Source organism: Streptomyces sp. NPDC001941, from assembly GCF_040296945.1.
GTDB lineage: Bacteria > Actinomycetota > Actinomycetes > Streptomycetales > Streptomycetaceae > Streptomyces.
Genome location: NZ_JBEOYE010000001.1, coordinates 358,398 through 373,549, shown reverse-complemented (window position 1 = coordinate 373,549; position 15,152 = coordinate 358,398). Strand labels below are relative to the sequence as shown.

14 protein-coding genes and 1 other RNA gene are annotated in these 15,152 nt (G+C 75.8%); 7 read left to right on the top strand and 8 right to left on the bottom strand.

Features of this window, described 5'->3' with window-relative positions; translation table 11 throughout:
- The first annotated feature begins 16 nt into the window (after positions 1-16).
- A complete protein-coding gene (locus ABT160_RS01690) occupies positions 17-1,315 on the top strand; it encodes a Bcr/CflA family multidrug efflux MFS transporter (protein ID WP_351642110.1) in 1,299 nt (432 codons plus the stop codon).
- 7 nt (positions 1,316-1,322) lie between these two features.
- On the opposite strand, the gene ABT160_RS01685 is transcribed toward ABT160_RS01690, so the two are convergent.
- Positions 1,323-2,666 (bottom strand): hypothetical protein, encoded by a 1,344-nt coding sequence (locus ABT160_RS01685; RefSeq protein WP_351642109.1) that lies wholly within the window; start codon positions 2,664-2,666, stop codon positions 1,323-1,325.
- Between the two features lie 244 nt (positions 2,667-2,910).
- On the opposite strand from ABT160_RS01685, the gene ABT160_RS01680 reads away from it, so the two are divergent.
- Complete coding sequence (locus ABT160_RS01680; protein WP_351642107.1) at positions 2,911-3,903, top strand: small ribosomal subunit Rsm22 family protein; 993 nt, start codon at positions 2,911-2,913, stop codon at positions 3,901-3,903.
- A 45-nt stretch (positions 3,904-3,948) separates the two neighbouring features.
- Here the strand turns inward: ABT160_RS01680 and ddaH are convergent, their stop codons facing one another.
- Together ddaH and rnpB are read right to left on the bottom strand one after the other, a co-directional pair.
- Complete coding sequence (gene ddaH / locus ABT160_RS01675) at positions 3,949-4,773, bottom strand: dimethylargininase (protein WP_351642104.1); 825 nt, start codon at positions 4,771-4,773, stop codon at positions 3,949-3,951.
- 131 nt (positions 4,774-4,904) lie between these two features.
- Positions 4,905-5,303: RNase P RNA component class A (rnpB, locus tag ABT160_RS01670), an RNA gene on the bottom strand.
- 94 nt (positions 5,304-5,397) lie between these two features.
- On the opposite strand from rnpB, the gene ABT160_RS01665 reads away from it, so the two are divergent.
- Together ABT160_RS01665 and ABT160_RS01660 are read left to right on the top strand one after the other, a co-directional pair.
- Positions 5,398-6,159, top strand: coding sequence for a MerR family transcriptional regulator (locus tag ABT160_RS01665; protein ID WP_351642102.1), 762 nt, complete (start codon positions 5,398-5,400; stop codon positions 6,157-6,159).
- A complete protein-coding gene (locus ABT160_RS01660) occupies positions 6,156-6,983 on the top strand; it encodes a hypothetical protein (RefSeq protein ID WP_351642099.1) in 828 nt (275 codons plus the stop codon). Before ABT160_RS01665 ends, ABT160_RS01660 begins: the two co-directional genes overlap by 4 nt.
- Here the strand turns inward: ABT160_RS01660 and ABT160_RS01655 are convergent.
- Positions 6,934-8,376 (bottom strand): RNB domain-containing ribonuclease, encoded by a 1,443-nt coding sequence (locus ABT160_RS01655; protein ID WP_351642096.1) that lies wholly within the window; start codon positions 8,374-8,376, stop codon positions 6,934-6,936. The two genes, ABT160_RS01660 and ABT160_RS01655, sit on opposite strands and share 50 nt — an antisense overlap.
- A gap of 196 nt (positions 8,377-8,572) precedes the next feature.
- Here ABT160_RS01655 and yaaA point away from each other — a divergent pair, with 196 nt between their 5' ends.
- Positions 8,573-9,355, top strand: a complete 783-nt coding sequence (gene yaaA / locus ABT160_RS01650) for a peroxide stress protein YaaA (RefSeq protein ID WP_351642093.1) — start codon at positions 8,573-8,575, stop codon at positions 9,353-9,355.
- Between the two features lie 73 nt (positions 9,356-9,428).
- Entirely contained in the window at positions 9,429-10,049 is a 621-nt protein-coding gene (gene eda, locus ABT160_RS01645) for a bifunctional 4-hydroxy-2-oxoglutarate aldolase/2-dehydro-3-deoxy-phosphogluconate aldolase (RefSeq protein ID WP_351642091.1), read from the top strand.
- On the opposite strand, the gene ABT160_RS01640 is transcribed toward eda, so the two are convergent.
- Entirely contained in the window at positions 10,050-10,205 is a 156-nt protein-coding gene (locus ABT160_RS01640) for a GNAT family N-acetyltransferase (protein WP_502984142.1), read from the bottom strand.
- Positions 10,206-10,702: 497 nt separating this feature from the next.
- Here ABT160_RS01640 and ABT160_RS01635 point away from each other — a divergent pair, with 497 nt between their 5' ends.
- Entirely contained in the window at positions 10,703-12,016 is a 1,314-nt protein-coding gene (locus tag ABT160_RS01635; RefSeq protein WP_351642088.1) for an LPXTG cell wall anchor domain-containing protein, read from the top strand.
- A 102-nt stretch (positions 12,017-12,118) separates the two neighbouring features.
- Here ABT160_RS01635 and ABT160_RS01630 read toward each other — a convergent pair whose 3' ends face one another.
- Genes ABT160_RS01630 through ABT160_RS01620 form a run of 3 tightly spaced genes read right to left on the bottom strand, consistent with a single transcriptional unit; the run spans position 12,119 to position 15,002 of the window.
- A complete protein-coding gene (locus ABT160_RS01630; protein ID WP_351642085.1) occupies positions 12,119-13,447 on the bottom strand; it encodes a bifunctional RNase H/acid phosphatase in 1,329 nt (442 codons plus the stop codon).
- Positions 13,447-14,190, bottom strand: a complete 744-nt coding sequence (locus ABT160_RS01625) for a zinc ribbon domain-containing protein (RefSeq protein WP_351642233.1) — start codon at positions 14,188-14,190, stop codon at positions 13,447-13,449. The genes ABT160_RS01630 and ABT160_RS01625 overlap by 1 nt, the downstream gene beginning before the upstream one ends.
- Positions 14,187-15,002 (bottom strand): Nif3-like dinuclear metal center hexameric protein, encoded by an 816-nt coding sequence (locus ABT160_RS01620; protein WP_351642083.1) that lies wholly within the window; start codon positions 15,000-15,002, stop codon positions 14,187-14,189. Before ABT160_RS01620 ends, ABT160_RS01625 begins: the two co-directional genes overlap by 4 nt.
- Between the last annotated feature and the right edge of the window lie 150 nt (positions 15,003-15,152).

The window sequence follows — 15,152 nt, the reverse complement described above, 5'->3', positions numbered from 1 at the left end:
CGAAACGGAGCAGTCGATGCCGGAGCGCGGCCAGAGCACGCGGGGAAAGACACCCGACCGGATAACCGGGGCCCCTCCGGCGACGGCACCCCCGGCCGCCGCCCGCCGGGCGGGCCTGCTCGTGACCCTCGTGCTGGGCGGCCTCACCGCCCTGCCGCCGCTCTCCATGGACATGTACCTCCCGGCCCTGCCCGAGGTCACCGGCTCGCTGAGCGCCCCCGCCGCCACGGTCCAGCTCACCCTGACCGCGTGCCTGGTGGGCATGGCGCTCGGCCAGCTGGTGGTCGGGCCGATGAGCGACAAGTGGGGGCGCCGCCGCCCGCTGCTCAGCGGCATGCTGGTGTACGCGGCCGCCACCGCGGTCTGCGCGTTCGCCCCCACCGTGGAACTGCTCATCGCCTTCCGGCTGCTGCAGGGCCTGGCGGGCGCGGCGGGCATCGTGATCGCCCGGGCCGTGGTGCGCGACCTGTACGACGGCGTGGAGATGGCCCGGTTCTTCTCCACCCTGATGCTGATCTCCGGCGTCGCCCCGATCGTCGCCCCGCTGATCGGCGGGCAGATCCTGCGGATCACCGACTGGCGCGGCGTCTTCTACGTCCTGACCGTCGTCGGCCTGCTGCTCACCCTGGTGGTGTGGAAGTGGCTCGCCGAGACGCTGCCGCCCGAGCGGCGCCACTCCGGCGGCACCGGCGAGGCGCTGCGCACCATGCGCGGGCTGCTGGCCGACCGGGTGTTCACCGGCTACATGCTGTCCGGCGGTCTGGCCTTCGCCGCGCTCTTCGCGTACATCTCCGCCTCGCCGTTCGTCGTCCAGGAGATCTACGGCGCCTCGCCGCAGACCTTCAGCCTGCTCTTCGGCATCAACTCCGTCGGCCTGACGATCGTCGGCCAGATCAACGGCAAGCTGCTCGTCGGCCGGGTCAGCCTGGACAAGGCGCTCGGCTTCGGCCTGACCGTGATCGCGCTGGCCGCCACCGCGCTGCTGCTCATGACCAGCGGGCTCTTCGGCGACGTGGGCCTGGTGCCGATCGCCGTCGGACTGTTCGTGCTGATGTCCGCGATGGGCCTGGCGACGCCCAACACCAACGCCATGGCTCTGATGCGCACCCCGCACGCCGCAGGCACCGCCTCCGCGCTGCTCGGCACGTCCTCGTTCCTGGTCGGCGCCATCGCCTCGCCGCTGGTCGGCATCGCGGGCGAGGCCACGGCCGTGCCGATGGCCGTGGTCCAGCTGGCCTGCGCCCTGCTCGCGCTCGGCTGCTTCCTGGGGCTGTGCCGCCCGTGGGAGCGCCGGGGCGAGGCCCTGACCGGCTGAGCCGCTCCTAGGACCCGGACCCGCGGGCGTACGCGATGAGGTGCTGGCGGTCGCCGGGGTCGGTCCAGCGGAACAGGCCCACCCCGGCGGTGTCCGCCGACGGCAGCCGGACGTTCGCGGGCAGCGGCTCGGGCACCCCGGTCGCCAGGTCGACGCGCAGGGGGGAACCGCCGCCCGCCAGCGCCTCGCCCGTGGTGCGCGCGCTGGACGCCCCGTACACCAGGCCCTCGTCGGTCACCGTGGTCAGCGCCAGCGGGCGGGTGCCGTCCGGCTCCTCGAAGCACCAGCCCTTGCCGTTCTCCAGGTCGAAGGCCAGGTTCCCGGCGATCAGGTAGCGGCCCTGGGGCGAGGTCAGGGCCACCGGCCGGTCGCCGGTGACGACCTCCGGCTTGCGGCACTCCACCTGCACCAGCGACCTGCCCGTCGCCGGGTCGTGCACCGCCCAGATGTCGTGCGTGGCCGCCTTCTTCGACCCCCTGGCCTCCTGCCACTTGGCCAGGATCCGGCCGCCGGGCGCCACCGCCGCGGGCGTCCCGGACGCCGGGTCGGCGCCCTTGGGCACGCCCGAGCGGCTGGTCCAGCCGCCGCGCACCCAGAACTCCCGGGCCCCGTTGACCAGCAGGCCCTTCGGGGTGACCGCGCGCACCTCGGTCAGCCGGCGGCAGTCCGCGCAGCCCTTGGGGTAGCCCAGGTCGGCGGGCTCGACGGTGGTCACCTCGCCGGTGCCCGGGTCGACGACCGCGCTGCGGGACTTGCCGTCGGTGATCAGTACGGCGGGGCCGCTGCCGGTGACGGTCGGCGCGTCGGACCAGGGCACCTCGACCCGCTGGGTCTCGCCGTCCTCGGCGTCGTACAGGTCCAGCGAGACCAGGGTCGAGCCGCCGCTCGCGCCGCCCGGGCCTTCGCCCGGCGTCTTGCCGTACGACCAGGTGACGAAGAAGCGCTTGTCCTCACGGGTGACCGAGAGCAGCCGCGGATAGGTGCCCGCGGTGGACAGCGGCTGCCAGGGGCCGCCGGTCCAGCGGGTCTTCCCGGTGGCCGCGTCGACCGCGCGCAGCCGGAACCGGAAGTCGTCCACGCGCTCCAGGAAGCCCAGGGTGTCCAGGCCCGCCATGGCGTACTCGGGCGAGGCGTCCGCCACTTCCCAGCCGCGCCCGGTGTCGTACGAGGACGGGACCGTCAGCTGCGTGGGCGGCCCGCCGGTCCGGGTGGCCGACGGCTTGGGCGCGGCCGAGGGCCTCGCCTTCGCCCCGGGCTTCCCGGTGCCGCCGCCGCACGTGGCGAGCAGCAGGATCATGGCGAGGACGGCCACTCCGGCCACCAGGGCCGTGCGCACGATCCGCTGTCTCATCGTCCCCCCGATGGGCTCCGCCGTCGGATCACCCGCGGATGACCCGGGATCAACGGCCGTCAGCGTAGCAACTGGTAAGCGGGTGCCCGCAGTTCGGTCACCGACCCGGTACGGGCCTGTGACGGGCGGGACGGGAGTCCGTTCCGTCCGGTTCGGTACGGGACTCGGTGCGGGTCCTGGTGCGGGGCTCGGTGCCGGTCCTGGTGCGGGGCCGCTCGTCGGCCCGGCTGTCTAGGATGTCCCGGTGAACGACTCCCTCCCCGCCCCGGAAGCCCTGCGCGCCGCCCTGTCCGGGCTGCTCGACGGGCTGCCGCCGAAGCAGGCCGCCCAGGCCGTCGAGCGGCTGATCGCCAGCTACCGGGGCACCACCCCCACCGACGCGCCCGTGCTGCGGGACCGTTCGGACGTCGCCGCGTACGCCGCGTACCGGATGCCCGCGACCTTCGAGGCGGTACGGGGCGCGCTGGACGCCCTGCGCGGGGCCGCCCCGGAGTGGGTGCCCGCCACGCACACCGACATCGGCGGCGGCACGGGCGCGGCGAGCTGGGCGGTCGCGGAGGCCTGGGACTCCGCCGCCCGCACGGTGGTCCTGGACTGGGCGGAGCCCGCCCTCGCGCTGGGCCGGGAGCTGGCCGCGGCGTCGGGGATCGCGGGCCTGGCGGGCGCCGCGTGGCAGCGCTCGCGGATCAGTGCGGAGCTCCGGATCGAGAGCAGTGATCTCGTCACGGTGTCGTACGTGCTCAAGGAGCTGACCGAGCAGGACCGGGCGGCCGTCGTCACCGAGGCCGCCCGCGCCGCGCGGGCCGTCGTCGTGGTGGAGCCGGGCACCCCCGACGGCTACCAGCGGATCATCGAGGCGCGCGCCCGCCTGGTCGAGGCCGGCTTCACCGTCGCCGCGCCCTGCCCGCACAGCGGCGCCTGCCCCATCGAACCGGGCACCGACTGGTGCCACTTCGCGGCCCGGGTCAGCCGCTCCTCCCTGCACCGGCGGGTCAAGGGCGGCTCCCTGGCGTACGAGGACGAGAAGTACGCCTACGTCGCCGCGACCCGCTTCCCCGTCACGCCCGCCCCGGCCCGGGTCACCCGCAGGCCGCAGATCCGCAAGGGCCTGGTGCTGCTCGACGTGTGCGGCGGCGAGGGGCTCGGCCGGGAGACGGTCACCAAGAAGCACGGCGCGCTGTACAAGGCGGCGCGCGACGCGGAGTGGGGCGACGGCTGGCCGCCGCCCCTGGACTGAACCGCCGGCCTCCGCGCCCGCGGTCCCCGGCCCCTCCGCCGCGGGTCAGGCCCGCAGCTCCTGGGTGCAGCACTTCACGCTGCCGCCGCCCTTGAGCAGCTCGCCCAGGTCCATCCCGACCGGCTCGAAGCCCCGTGCGCGCAGCGGCTCGAACAGGCCCACCGCGGCCTGCGGCAGCAGCACGTGGCGCCCGTCGCTCACCGCGTTCAGGCCGAGCGCCGCGGCGTCCGCCTCCTCGGCGATCAGCGCGTCGGGGAACAGCCGGGCCAGCACGGCGCGGCTGCCCGGGGAGAACGCGCCCGGGTAGTACATGACCTCGTCGGCCGCGTCGTCCAGGACGCACAGCGCGGTGTCCAGGTGGTAGTAGCGCGGGTCCACCAGGTCCAGGCCGATCACCGGGCGGCCGAAGAACTCCTGCGCCTCGTCGTGCGAGAGCGGGCTGGAGCGGAAGCCGCGCCCGGCCAGGATCCAGGACGCGGTGACGGCGAAGTCGCCCTCGCCCTCGTTGACGTGGTCCGGCTCGTGGATCTCGGCGTAGCCGTGCGAGCGGAACCAGTCCAGGTGCGCGGCGGCCTCGGCGGTGCGCTCCGGGTAGGCGAAGCGGGCGCCCAGGACGCGGCCGTCGATCACGGTGGCGCCGTTGGCGGCGAACACCATGTCGGGCAGGCCGGGCTGCGGGGTGAGCAGCTCGACGGTGTGGCCGAGCGCGGTATAGCGGTCGCGAAGGTCCTCCCACTGGGTCTGGGCCAGCGGCAGGTCCACGGGCTTCGCCGGGTCCATCCAGGGGTTGATGGAGTACGTGACCCTGAAGTGCGCGGGTGGGCACATCAGGTAGCGGCGCGGCGATGCCTCACGAAGCGATGAGCGCAATGAGGGCTCCTCACGAAGGACAGTGCGCACGGTGTGTGCGTGCGGTCCATGCTCCGCCTGCCGGGGCCCGCGCGCTGTGATCCGATCGGGTGGTTCACAGGGGATCGCAGCGCGGGCACGGGGGGATGGGGCAGACGAGTCGGGCTGTACGCCGGGTTCTGTCCCCCGGGACCTCGCGGTCGTCGGGGTGACGGCCATCCATCTAGGACCGGCGTTGCCGCCGGTCTCGTGCGGTCTACCCGCGAACTCGGGCGGGCAGCCCTCGAACGTTCGCGCAGGGCCGCCTGGGCGGCCCCTCTTGACCTTGCTCCGGGTGGGGTTTACCTAGCCGCCTGGGTCACCCCAGGCGCTGGTGGTCTCTTACACCACCGTTTCACCCTTACCGAGGACCGAGGTCCCCGGCGGTCTGTTTTCTGTGGCACTGTCCCGCGGGTCACCCCGGGTGGCCGTTAGCCACCACCCTGCCCTGTGGAGCCCGGACGTTCCTCGGGGGGACCGGATGATCCCCACGCGGCCGCCCGCCCGGCTCGTCTGCCGTGGTGGACATGCTACCCGGCCCCCGGACGCCCGCCGTCCCCGGCCGTGCTTGACCTTGCCGCAGCGTCAGGGTTTCTACTGAGGGGCATGCGGATCGGAGAGATCGCCGCCCTCGTCGGGGTCACCTCGCGTGCGGTGCGGCACTACCACCACCTGGGCCTGCTGCCCGAGCCCGAGCGGCGCGCCAACGGGTACCGGGACTACTCCACGCGCGACGCCGTGCTGCTCGCCCGGATCCGGCGGCTGACCGAGCTGGGGCTCGGCCTGGACGAGGTGCGGGACGTGCTCGCCGACGACGAGGGGCGCGAGCTCGTCGACGTACTGGAGGAGCTCGACGCGGACCTGGCGCGCCAGGAGGAGCGGATCCGGGAGCGGCGCGCGCGGCTGGACGGGCTGCTGCGGCAGGCGCGGGACGGGCGGCTGCCCGCCGAGGGGCCGGTCTCCCCCGAGCTGGCCGCGCTCTTCGCCGACCTGCGCGACGGGCCCGTCTCGCCGATGGCCGCCCGGGACCGCGAGCTGCTGACCCTGCTGGACACGATCGCCCCGGCCGGTGAGCGCGAGCGGCTGATCGGGGCGATGCGGGCGGTCACCGCCGACCCGGAGCTGGCCGCCCGCACCCACGAGGTGTACGCGCTGCTCGACGCCCTGGAGGGCGCGGCGGCCGGTGACCCCCGGGTGGACGGGGCCGCCCGGGCGCTGGCCGCCTGCCTGCCCGAGGAGCTGCTGCCCGGTCCTGGCGAGTGGGACCCGGCGGCCCTCGACCCGTTCCTCTCCGACTTCTCCCCCGCCCAGGCCGCCGCCGTGCGCGGGGCGATGCGGATCGCCGCGGAGCGGGGGCGGGACCGGTGAGGCGGGCGCTGCGCGCGGCCGCGTACGTCCTGCTGCCCGCGGAACTGGTGCTCGTGGTGTGCGTGGTGGCGGGCGTACGGATACCGGGGGGCGTGCTCCTCGGCGCCGAGGCGCTGGTGCTGGCGCTGCTGGTCGCCGAGGTCGTCATGGTGCTGCGGCTGCGGCGGGCCGGCCTGGGCACCCGTGAGGCGCTCCGGGAGCTGGTGCCGGAGCGGGTGCGGCGGCTGGCCGGGCACGAGCTGCGCCTGCTGCACGCCCTGCTCCTCTGGGCCGCCCGGCGCCGCCACGGCACCGGCCCGGGGGTGCGGGCCTTCGGGCACGCGGCGGACCAGGCGGCCCTGATGTACGGCTTCGCGTTCGTGTGCCTGGTGGAGACGGCCGGGATGTCGTACCTGCTGCGGAACCTGCCGGTGCTGCACGCGGTCGTGCTCGTCCTGGACGTGTACACCGTGCTCTTCGTCCTCGGCCTGCACGCCGCCTCGGTGACCCGCCCGCACACCCTGGACGCGGACGGCGTGCGGCTGCGCCAGGCCGCGCACGTGGACGTGCGGGTGCCGTGGGAGCAGCTGGAGGAGGTCAGGTACGAGCTGGTGTTCACGCACCCCGCGCAGGAGGGCGTGCTCGACCTGGCCGTGGGCTCGCAGACCTCGGTGACCGTACGGCTGCGCGAGCCCGTGGCCGTGCGGGGGCTCCTGGGCGCCACCCGGCGGGTGCACACGGTCCGCTGCCACGCGGACGACGCCCGGGCCTTCACGGCCGCGCTCGGCGAGGGGCTCAGGCGGGCGCGAACCGCACCTTCGCCGTCCCCGGGTCGGCCTGGGTGAGCCGGACCCGCAGGCGCTCGCCCAGCGGGAGCCTCGCCTCGCCGCCCTCGACGCGGGCGACCACGGCGGGCTCCTCCAGGTGCACGGTGCCGACGGTGGGCTCGCGCTCCTTGACGTCGACGACGTACGCGTCGAAGACCTCGCCGATCCGGTCCTTCAGCAGGGCCGCCTCGACGATGTCCACGCACTCCCGCTCCACCGAGTTGGCGCGCCGCGAGCCCTCGGCCATCTCCTTGGGCAGCGCGTCCAGCGCGTCGCGCACCCAGGCCGGGGGCTCCTGGCCCGCGACGGCCGCCACGCACAGCTCGCCCGCGTAGCGGTCGACCAGGCGCCGCAGCGGGGCGGTGCAGTGCGCGTACTCGTCGGCGACGGCGGCGTGCACGGTGGCGGCGGGGACGTTGCCGTCGGTGAAGACGGTGTAGCCCGCGCCGCGCAGCAGGGTGGTGCACTCTTGGAGGAACGCGGCGTGCCGGCCGTCGCGGGGGTCGAGCGAGCGGATCACCTGCGCGTACGGGACGTGGTGCGGCCAGTCCACGCCGAGCGCCCTGGCGCTGCGGCGCAGCCGGGCGACCGCGCCGTCGGGGGCGGTCGGCAGGGTGCGCAGGATGCCGGTGCCCGCGGCGGTCATCAGGTCGGCCGCCGCCATGCCGGTGAGCAGCGAGACCTGGGCGTTCCAGCCGTCAGCGGGCAGCGGGGCGCGGTACTCCAGGGAGTAGGAGCCGCCGCGCTCGACGATCTCCTGCTCGGGCACGTTCAGCGAGATGCCGCCGCGCTCCACCTCCAGGGCCTCGCGCAGCAGGCCGATGTCCTTCAGCAGGGCCACCGGCTCCTCGGCGGTGCCGGAGTCGATGGCCCGCTGCACGCCCGCGTAGTCGAGCTTGGCGCGGCTGCGCACCAGGGCGCGGCGCACGTCGGTGGCGACCCGGCGCCCCTCGGCGTCCAGGTCGATGCGCCACAGCAGGGCCGGGGCGGGCTGGCCGGGGAGCAGGCTGGCGGCGCCCTCGGAGAGCACGGTGGGGTGCAGCGGCACCTTCTCGTCGGGGAAGTACAGGGTCTGCACCCGGCGGTGGGCCTCGGCGTCCAGGGCGCCGCCGGGGGTGACGAACGCGGCGACGTCCGCGATCGCGTAGTGCACCCGGTAGCCGCCGTCGGCGCGCCGGGCCAGGTGCATGGCCTGGTCCAGGTCGACGGAGGTGGGCGGGTCGATGGTGAAGAGCGGCAGGTCGGTGGCGTCCTCGCCGGGCAGCCGGGGCGCCTTGGCGGCGGCCTCGGCCTCGGCGAGCACGGCGCCGGGGAAGGACTCGGGGACGCCGAGCCCGGCGCGCACCGCGGCCAGGGCGGCCCGCAGCGGGGCCTCGGGGGCGCCGGTGACGTGCAGATGGCGGCGTGGCATGCCCCGAGCGTAGGCCGCGGCGGCGGGCGCGGCACGTCGTGCGGACGCGGGGGTACGGGGACGGGGCGGCCTGGGCGGGGAGGGGCGGGGCGGCCGGGGCGGGGGCGGTCGGCGCATAGGCTTGCGGCGGGCCCCGGGTCCCGGGCCGCACCCCGGACCCTCGCCCCTTCCCGTACGGAACACAAGGAGAACCGCTGTGCTCGTGCTGCTGCCGCCGTCGGAGGGCAAGGCCGCTTCGGGGCGGGGCGCCCCGCTCAAGCCGGAGGCGCTGTCGCTGCCCGGTCTCGCCGACGCCCGGGCCGCCGTCCTGGACGAGCTGGTCGAGCTGTGCGCCGCCGACGAGGACAAGGCTTGCGAGGTGCTGGGGCTCAGCGAGGGCCTGCGCGGCGAGGTCGCCAAGAACGCGGAGCTGCGCACCGCGGGGGCCCGCCCGGCCGGCGAGGTCTACACGGGCGTCCTCTACGACGCGCTGGGCCTGGCCACCCTGGACGCCGCGGCCCGCAAGCGGGCCCGGCAGTCGCTGCTGGTGTTCTCCGGGCTGTGGGGCGCCGTCCGGGTGGACGACAGGATCCCCTCCTACCGCTGCTCGATGGGCGTGAAGCTGCCGGGCCTGGGCGCGCTGGGCGCGTACTGGCGCGGGCCGATGGCGGACGTGATGCCCGAGGCGGCGGGCTCCGGCCTGGTCCTCGACCTGCGCTCGTCCGCGTACACCGCGGCCTGGAAGCCGAAGGGCGAGGTCGCCGGGCGGACCGCGTCGGTGCGGGTGCTGCACGCGCCGACCCGCAAGGTGGTCAGCCACTTCAACAAGGCAACCAAGGGCCGGATCGTGCGCGGCCTGCTGGAGTCGGGCACGTCCCCTGCGGGTCCGGCGGAGCTGGTGGAGGCGCTGCGGGACCTGCGGTACACGGTGGAGGCGCAGGACCCGGGCAAGGCCGGGAAGGCGTGGTCGCTGGACGTGCTGGTGGACGAGATCCACTAGCACGCGGGGCATCGCGTTGCAGCATGCGCAACGGCCGTTGCGCAATCTGCCGCACCCCCGGCAGGATGGGCGCATGAGCAGCTCCGTCCTCGACCTCGCCCCCGTCGTCCCCGTCGTCGTCATCGACGACGCCGCCGACGCCGTACCGCTCGCCCAGGCGCTCGTCGCCGGCGGCCTGGCCGCGATCGAGGTGACCCTGCGCACCCCGGCCGCCCTGGACGCGATACGCGCGATCGCGGACGGGGTGCCCGGGGCGGTCGTCGGCGCGGGCACGGTGATCACCCCCGCCCAGGTGGCCGACGCGGTCGGCGCGGGCGCGCGCTTCCTGGTCAGCCCGGGCTGGACGGACGGGCTGCTCGACGCGATGAAGGGCTCCGGCGTGCCCTTCCTGCCGGGGGTGTCCACCACCTCCGAGGTGGTGGCCCTGCTGGAGCGCGGGGTGAGCGAGATGAAGTTCTTCCCGGCGCAGGCGGCGGGCGGCACCCCGTACCTCAAGTCCCTGGCGGGCCCGCTCCCGCAGGCCCGGTTCTGCCCCACCGGCGGCATCTCCGCCGCGTCCGCCCCCGAGTACCTCGCCCTGCCCAACGTGGGCTGCGTGGGCGGCAGTTGGATGCTCCCGGCGGACGCCGTCGCGGCCCGCGACTGGGGCCGGGTCGAGGCCCTGGCCCGGGAGGCCGCCGCGCTCAGGCCCTGATCAGCCGGGCCCGGACTCCAGCCAGGCGTGGTCGGCCACGGGCCGGTAACCCAGGCGCGGATAGTGGGCGTTGCCCGTCGGGTTCGCCAAGTCGGCGAAGAGCAGCACGTGTTCGGCGCCCACCAGGAGCGCGTCACGACCGACCACGGCGGCCACCGCACCCGCGTACCCCCGACCGCGCGCATCCTCGGGCGTGGACGCGCGAGACCTCCGGACACCTGTCGCCCCGTCAGACGGCCGTCATCACCGCGGGCCCACCGGCCGCCTGACGGTCCGTCGGGCCGGGTGGCGGCGGCACGGCCCGGGGCCCGCGCGCACGCGTCGGCGACCGGACCGTGACCGGACCCCTCGCACCGCCGGCCGGACCGCGCGGGCGCGTCGCTTCCGTACGCCGCCGCCTCCAGGGCCCGTCCAGCCTCCGCGACGGCGACCGGGACGGTCTCGCGAGCCGGCCCCCGGGACCCGTACTCCCCTGCCGCCGCAAGGAATTCGGCCGTGTCGGCGCTCGCCGCCCACCCCGCGCGGACCACCCCCCGCAACGGAAGTTGCCCGGGGCACGCGGTTTCCCCCGGGCGCGGCCGTTCGTGTGGATCTTGCGAAGACTCGAACACATAAAAGACGCTTATCGCCCTTTTACGCCACAAGATCACGCCATGCGCCTCTCATCCCTGTACGGGACGGCCACGGCGGCAGCTCTCGCGAGCTCCCTCGTGCTGCTCGGTTCCCCCGCCAGTGCCGCGACCGACGGCTCCGCCGCACTGCGCGGCGGCTCCTGCCCGAAGACCTGCCCCCAGCCGCAGCCGGAGCCCAAGCCGGTCTGCCACAAGCCGAAGCCCAAGCCGCAGTGCCCGGGCCACTGGGACGACACCCTCCAGGTGGACTTCCCCGAGGTCGGCGAGCCGTGGGTCGACATCGACATCCCGGAGATCCCCGAGACCCGCGTCCAGATCGAGGTCCCGGACGTCGACGAGCCGCACGTGGAGATCCCCGAGGTCCCGGCGGCCCCGGACGAGCCCGAGCTGCCCGAGGAGCCGCAGGCCCCCGAGGCGCCCGAGGTCCCGGACGTCCCGGACATCCCCGAGGTCCCGGAGATCCACGTCCCGGAGATCCCCGAGATCCACGTCCCCGAGGTGCCGGTCCCGGAGGTCCCCGAGGTCCCGACGGTCCCGATGCCGCCGGTCACCCCGGACGAGCCGCAGCTGCCCCCGCAGGTCGACACCCCGGACTCCCCGCCGGAGGTCCTGGAGCCCCCGGCCACCCCGGACGAGCCGCAGCTCCCGCCGCAGGTCGACACCCCGGACAGCCCCCCGGAGGTCCTGGAGCCCCCGGCCGCCCCCGACGAGCCGGGCACCCCCGAGACGCCCGACACCCCGGACACCCCGGCGACCCCGGACGAGCCCGGCACCCCCGACGTCCCGGCCACCCCGGACGAGCCCGGCACCCCGGACACCCCCGCCACGCCGGACGAGCCCGGTACGCCGGAGACGCCCGACACCCCGGACGTCCCCGCGACCCCGGACGAGCCCGGTACGCCGGACACCCCCGCGACGCCGGACCAGCCGGGCACCCCGGACGTCCCGGCCACCCCGGACGAGCCCGGCACCCCGCCGGTCCTCACCCCGGAGAACCCCGACGCCCCGGTGACCCCGGACGAGCCGGACATCGAGCCGGACGCGCCGTCCGAGCCGGACGTCCCGGTCAGCCCGGACGAGCCGCAGGGTCCGCAGACCCCGGACGTCCCGGGCCTGCCCGAGGTCCCGGTCTCGGCCGACGAGCCGGGCGTCCCGGGTCTGCCCGGCGCCCCGGTCCCGGCCATGGACGAGGGCGGCCACGAGGGCGGCCACGGCACGGAGCTGGCGGAGACGGGCACCTCGGGCGGTTCGCTCGGGATGCTGGGCGCCGCCGCGGCCGCGCTGGTCTCGGCCGGTGGCGCGCTGGTGTTCCGCAACCGTCGCCGCAGCCTGTAGGGCCGGCGGCCGCGTGAAGTAGTGCGGCGGTACGCGAAGGGGCCGGGCGGCCCGCAAGCCGCCCGGCCCCTTCGTCGTAGTACCCGGAGGTACCCACAGCCGTCAGCGCAGGTGCGAGGTGTCGTTCAGCAGGCGCAGGGACGCGTTGCCGTCGCGGTAGTACGCGATCGCCGACAGCGACGCAGCCGACAGCTCCATCCGGAACAGCGACTCGGGCGGCGCGCCCAGCGCCAGCCGTACGAGCGTCTTCACCGGCGTCACGTGCGTCACCAGGAGCACCGTGCGCCCGGCGAACTCGGCGGCGAGGCGGTCGCGGGCCGCCGCGACCCGTACCGCCACCTCCTCGAAGCTCTCGCCGCCACCGGTCGGCCGCGCGTCCGGGGAGGCCAGCCAGGCGGCCATGTCCTCCGGGTGGCGCTCGCGGACCTCGCCGAAGGTCAGGCCCTCCCAGGCGCCGAAGTCCGTCTCGCGCAGGCCCTCGTCGATCCGCACCGGCAGGCCGAGCCGGTCGCCGACCGCCTGGGCGGTCTGGCGGCAGCGCAGCAGCGGCGAGCTGACGACCTCCTGGACGGTCCCCCGGGCGGCCAGCGCGGCGGCGGCCGCCTCGGCCTGGCGGAGCCCCGCGGGCGACAGCTCGGGGTCGGTGCCGCCGCTGCCGGAGAAGCGCTTCTGCGGGGTGAGCGCGGTCTCGCCGTGCCGCAGCAGGACGAAGGTGGCGGGCGCGCCGAGGTCGGCCGCGCTGCCCCAGCCGACGGACGGGGCGGCGGGCCGCTCCGGCTCCTGGGGCCGCTCGTCCACCGTCATCGCCAGTGCCGCCGTCGCGGCGGCCCCCGCCGCGCCGCCCACTCCGGCGAGCGCCGCGCGGGCCAGGTCGGCGGCCTCCGCCGCCTCGGGGCGGGCGCCCGCGAGGGCCGCGCGGGCCTTCGCCGCACCGGCCGCCGCGTCGCCGACCACCCGGGCCGCGCGCGCGTCGGCGCTGGTGTCCAGGTCGGCCGTGGAGGCGGACGGCGACCACTGCTCGCCGCGCTTGCCCGCGTCCATCGCCTCGTTGGCGAGCCGGTCCGCGTGCTTGTTGCGCTCGCGCGGTATCCACTCGTAGCGCACCCGCGCGGCCGGCAGGACCCGGGCCGCCTCGGCGGCCAGCGGCTTCATGTCCGGGTGCTTGATCTTCCAGCGGCCGGACATCTGCTCGACGACCAGCTTGGAGTCCATCCGCACGTGCACGGAGGCGTCCGGGTCCAGCTCGCGGGCGGCGGAGAGACCCGCCACCAGGCCCCGGTACTCCGCCACGTTGTTCGTCGCGACGCCGATGAACTCGGCCCGCTCCGCGAGGGTCTCCCCCGTCGCCGGGTCGATGACGACCGCGCCGTAGCCGGCGGGGCCCGGGTTGCCCCGGGAGCCGCCGTCGGCCTCGACGATCAGCTCCCTCATTACAGGCCCGACTCCGAGGTGCGCACCAGGATCCGGCGGCAGTTCTCGCAGCGCAGCACGGCGTCGGCGGCGGCCGCGCGCACCTCGTTGACCTCGGTGATGTTCAGCTCGATGTGGCAGCCCTCGCAGCGGCGCTGGTACAGCCGGGCCGCGCCCACGCCGCCCTGCTGCCCGCGCAGCTTCTCGTACAGCTTCAGCAGGTCGGCCGGGACGGACCCGGCGACGACGGCGCGCTCCTTGGAGACACTGGCGGACTCGGCGTCCAGCTGCGCCTCGGCGGTGTCGCGGCGGGCGGTGGCGTCGTCGGCCTTGGCCTGGACGGCGTCGGTGCGGCCGGTCAGCTCGGCGACCCGCTCGGTGGCGGACTCGCGGCGCTCCATGACCTCCAGGACGACGTCCTCCAGGTCACCCTGGCGCTTGGCGAGGGAGACGATCTCCTTCTGGAGGTTCTCCAGGTCCTTGGGCGAGGTGACCGCGCCGGAGTCCAGGCGCTGCTGGTCGCGGGCGGCGCGCTGGCGCACCTGGTCCACGTCCTGCTCGGCCTTGGTCTGCTCGCGGGCGCAGTCGCTCTCCTCGGTCTGCGCGGCCACCAGCAGGTCGCGCAGCTGGGTGAGGTCCTTGTTCAGCGACTCGATCTCGGTGTGCTCGGGCAGGGACGTGCGCTTGTGGGCGAGCTGCGACAGGCGCACGTCGAGGGCCTGGACGTCGAGGAGGCGGATCTGGTCGGCGGGCGCGGCGTTCAGTTGGGGGCTCCAGAGGATTCGTGGGAGGACCAGGGGTCGGTGACCGTCTTCGAGACGTGGACGCGCAGGTCCCAGCCGTGGCGGTCGGAGATCGCGTCGAGCTGGGCGGCGGCCAGCTCGCACCAGGGCCATTCGGTGGCCCAGTGCGCGGCGTCGACGAGGCCGAGCGGCGAGGCCTGGGTGGCCTCGGACACCGGGTGGTGGCGCAGGTCGGCGGTGAGGAAGGCGTCGACGCCCGCCGCCCGCACCGCGTCGAAGAGGCTGTCGCCGGAGCCGCCGCTGACGGCGACGCGGCGGACGGTGGCGCCGGGGTCGCCGGCCAGTCGGACGCCCTGCGCGGTGGCGGGCAGCCGTGCGGCGGCGCGGCGGGCGAAGTCGGCCAGGGTCTCGGGGGCGTCGAGCTCGCAGATCCGGCCGAGCCCGTTCTCCGGGACCAGGGGCCCGGTGACGCGCAGGCCGAGGGCTCCGGCGAGGGCGTCGGAGACGCCGGGGTCGGCGGTGTCGGCGTTGGTGTGCGCGACGTGCAGGGCGACGTCGTTCTTGATCAGGGTGTGCACGACACGGCCCTTGAAGTGGCCGGCGGCCACCGTCGTCGTACCCCGCAGGTAGAGCGGGTGGTGGGTGACGACCAGGTCGGCGCCGAGGGCCACCGCCTCGTCGGCGATCTCCTGGACCGGGTCGACGGCGAAGAGCACGCCGCTGACCTCGGCGTCGGGGTCGCCGCAGACGGTGCCCACGGCGTCCCACGCCTCGGCCCGCTCGGGGGGCCAGAGGGCGTCGAGCTCGGCGATGACTTCAGACAGACGGGGCACGGGGAAAGGCTACCTGCCCGGCGTGCCGGGCCCACCACGCCGTTGTCGCACCGGTACGGGGCGGTGCCGGCCTCCCCGTCCGTCCCGACCGCCCCGTCAGCACAACGGGACCGGTCACTTCAGGAGAATCCCGGCGCGGCCACCCTTATG

Coding starts and splice junctions, on each gene's coding strand:
- eda (WP_351642091.1), top strand. CDS start 9,429: ATGAGCAGCTCCGTCCTCGACCTCGCCCCCGTCGTCCCCGTCGTCGTC.
- ABT160_RS01655 (WP_351642096.1), bottom strand. CDS start 8,376: ATGCCACGCCGCCATCTGCACGTCACCGGCGCCCCCGAGGCCCCGCTG.
- ABT160_RS01635 (WP_351642088.1), top strand. CDS start 10,703: ATGCGCCTCTCATCCCTGTACGGGACGGCCACGGCGGCAGCTCTCGCG.
- ABT160_RS01690 (WP_351642110.1), top strand. CDS start 17: ATGCCGGAGCGCGGCCAGAGCACGCGGGGAAAGACACCCGACCGGATA.
- ABT160_RS01630 (WP_351642085.1), bottom strand. CDS start 13,447: ATGAGGGAGCTGATCGTCGAGGCCGACGGCGGCTCCCGGGGCAACCCG.
- ABT160_RS01665 (WP_351642102.1), top strand. CDS start 5,398: ATGCGGATCGGAGAGATCGCCGCCCTCGTCGGGGTCACCTCGCGTGCG.
- ABT160_RS01685 (WP_351642109.1), bottom strand. CDS start 2,666: ATGAGACAGCGGATCGTGCGCACGGCCCTGGTGGCCGGAGTGGCCGTC.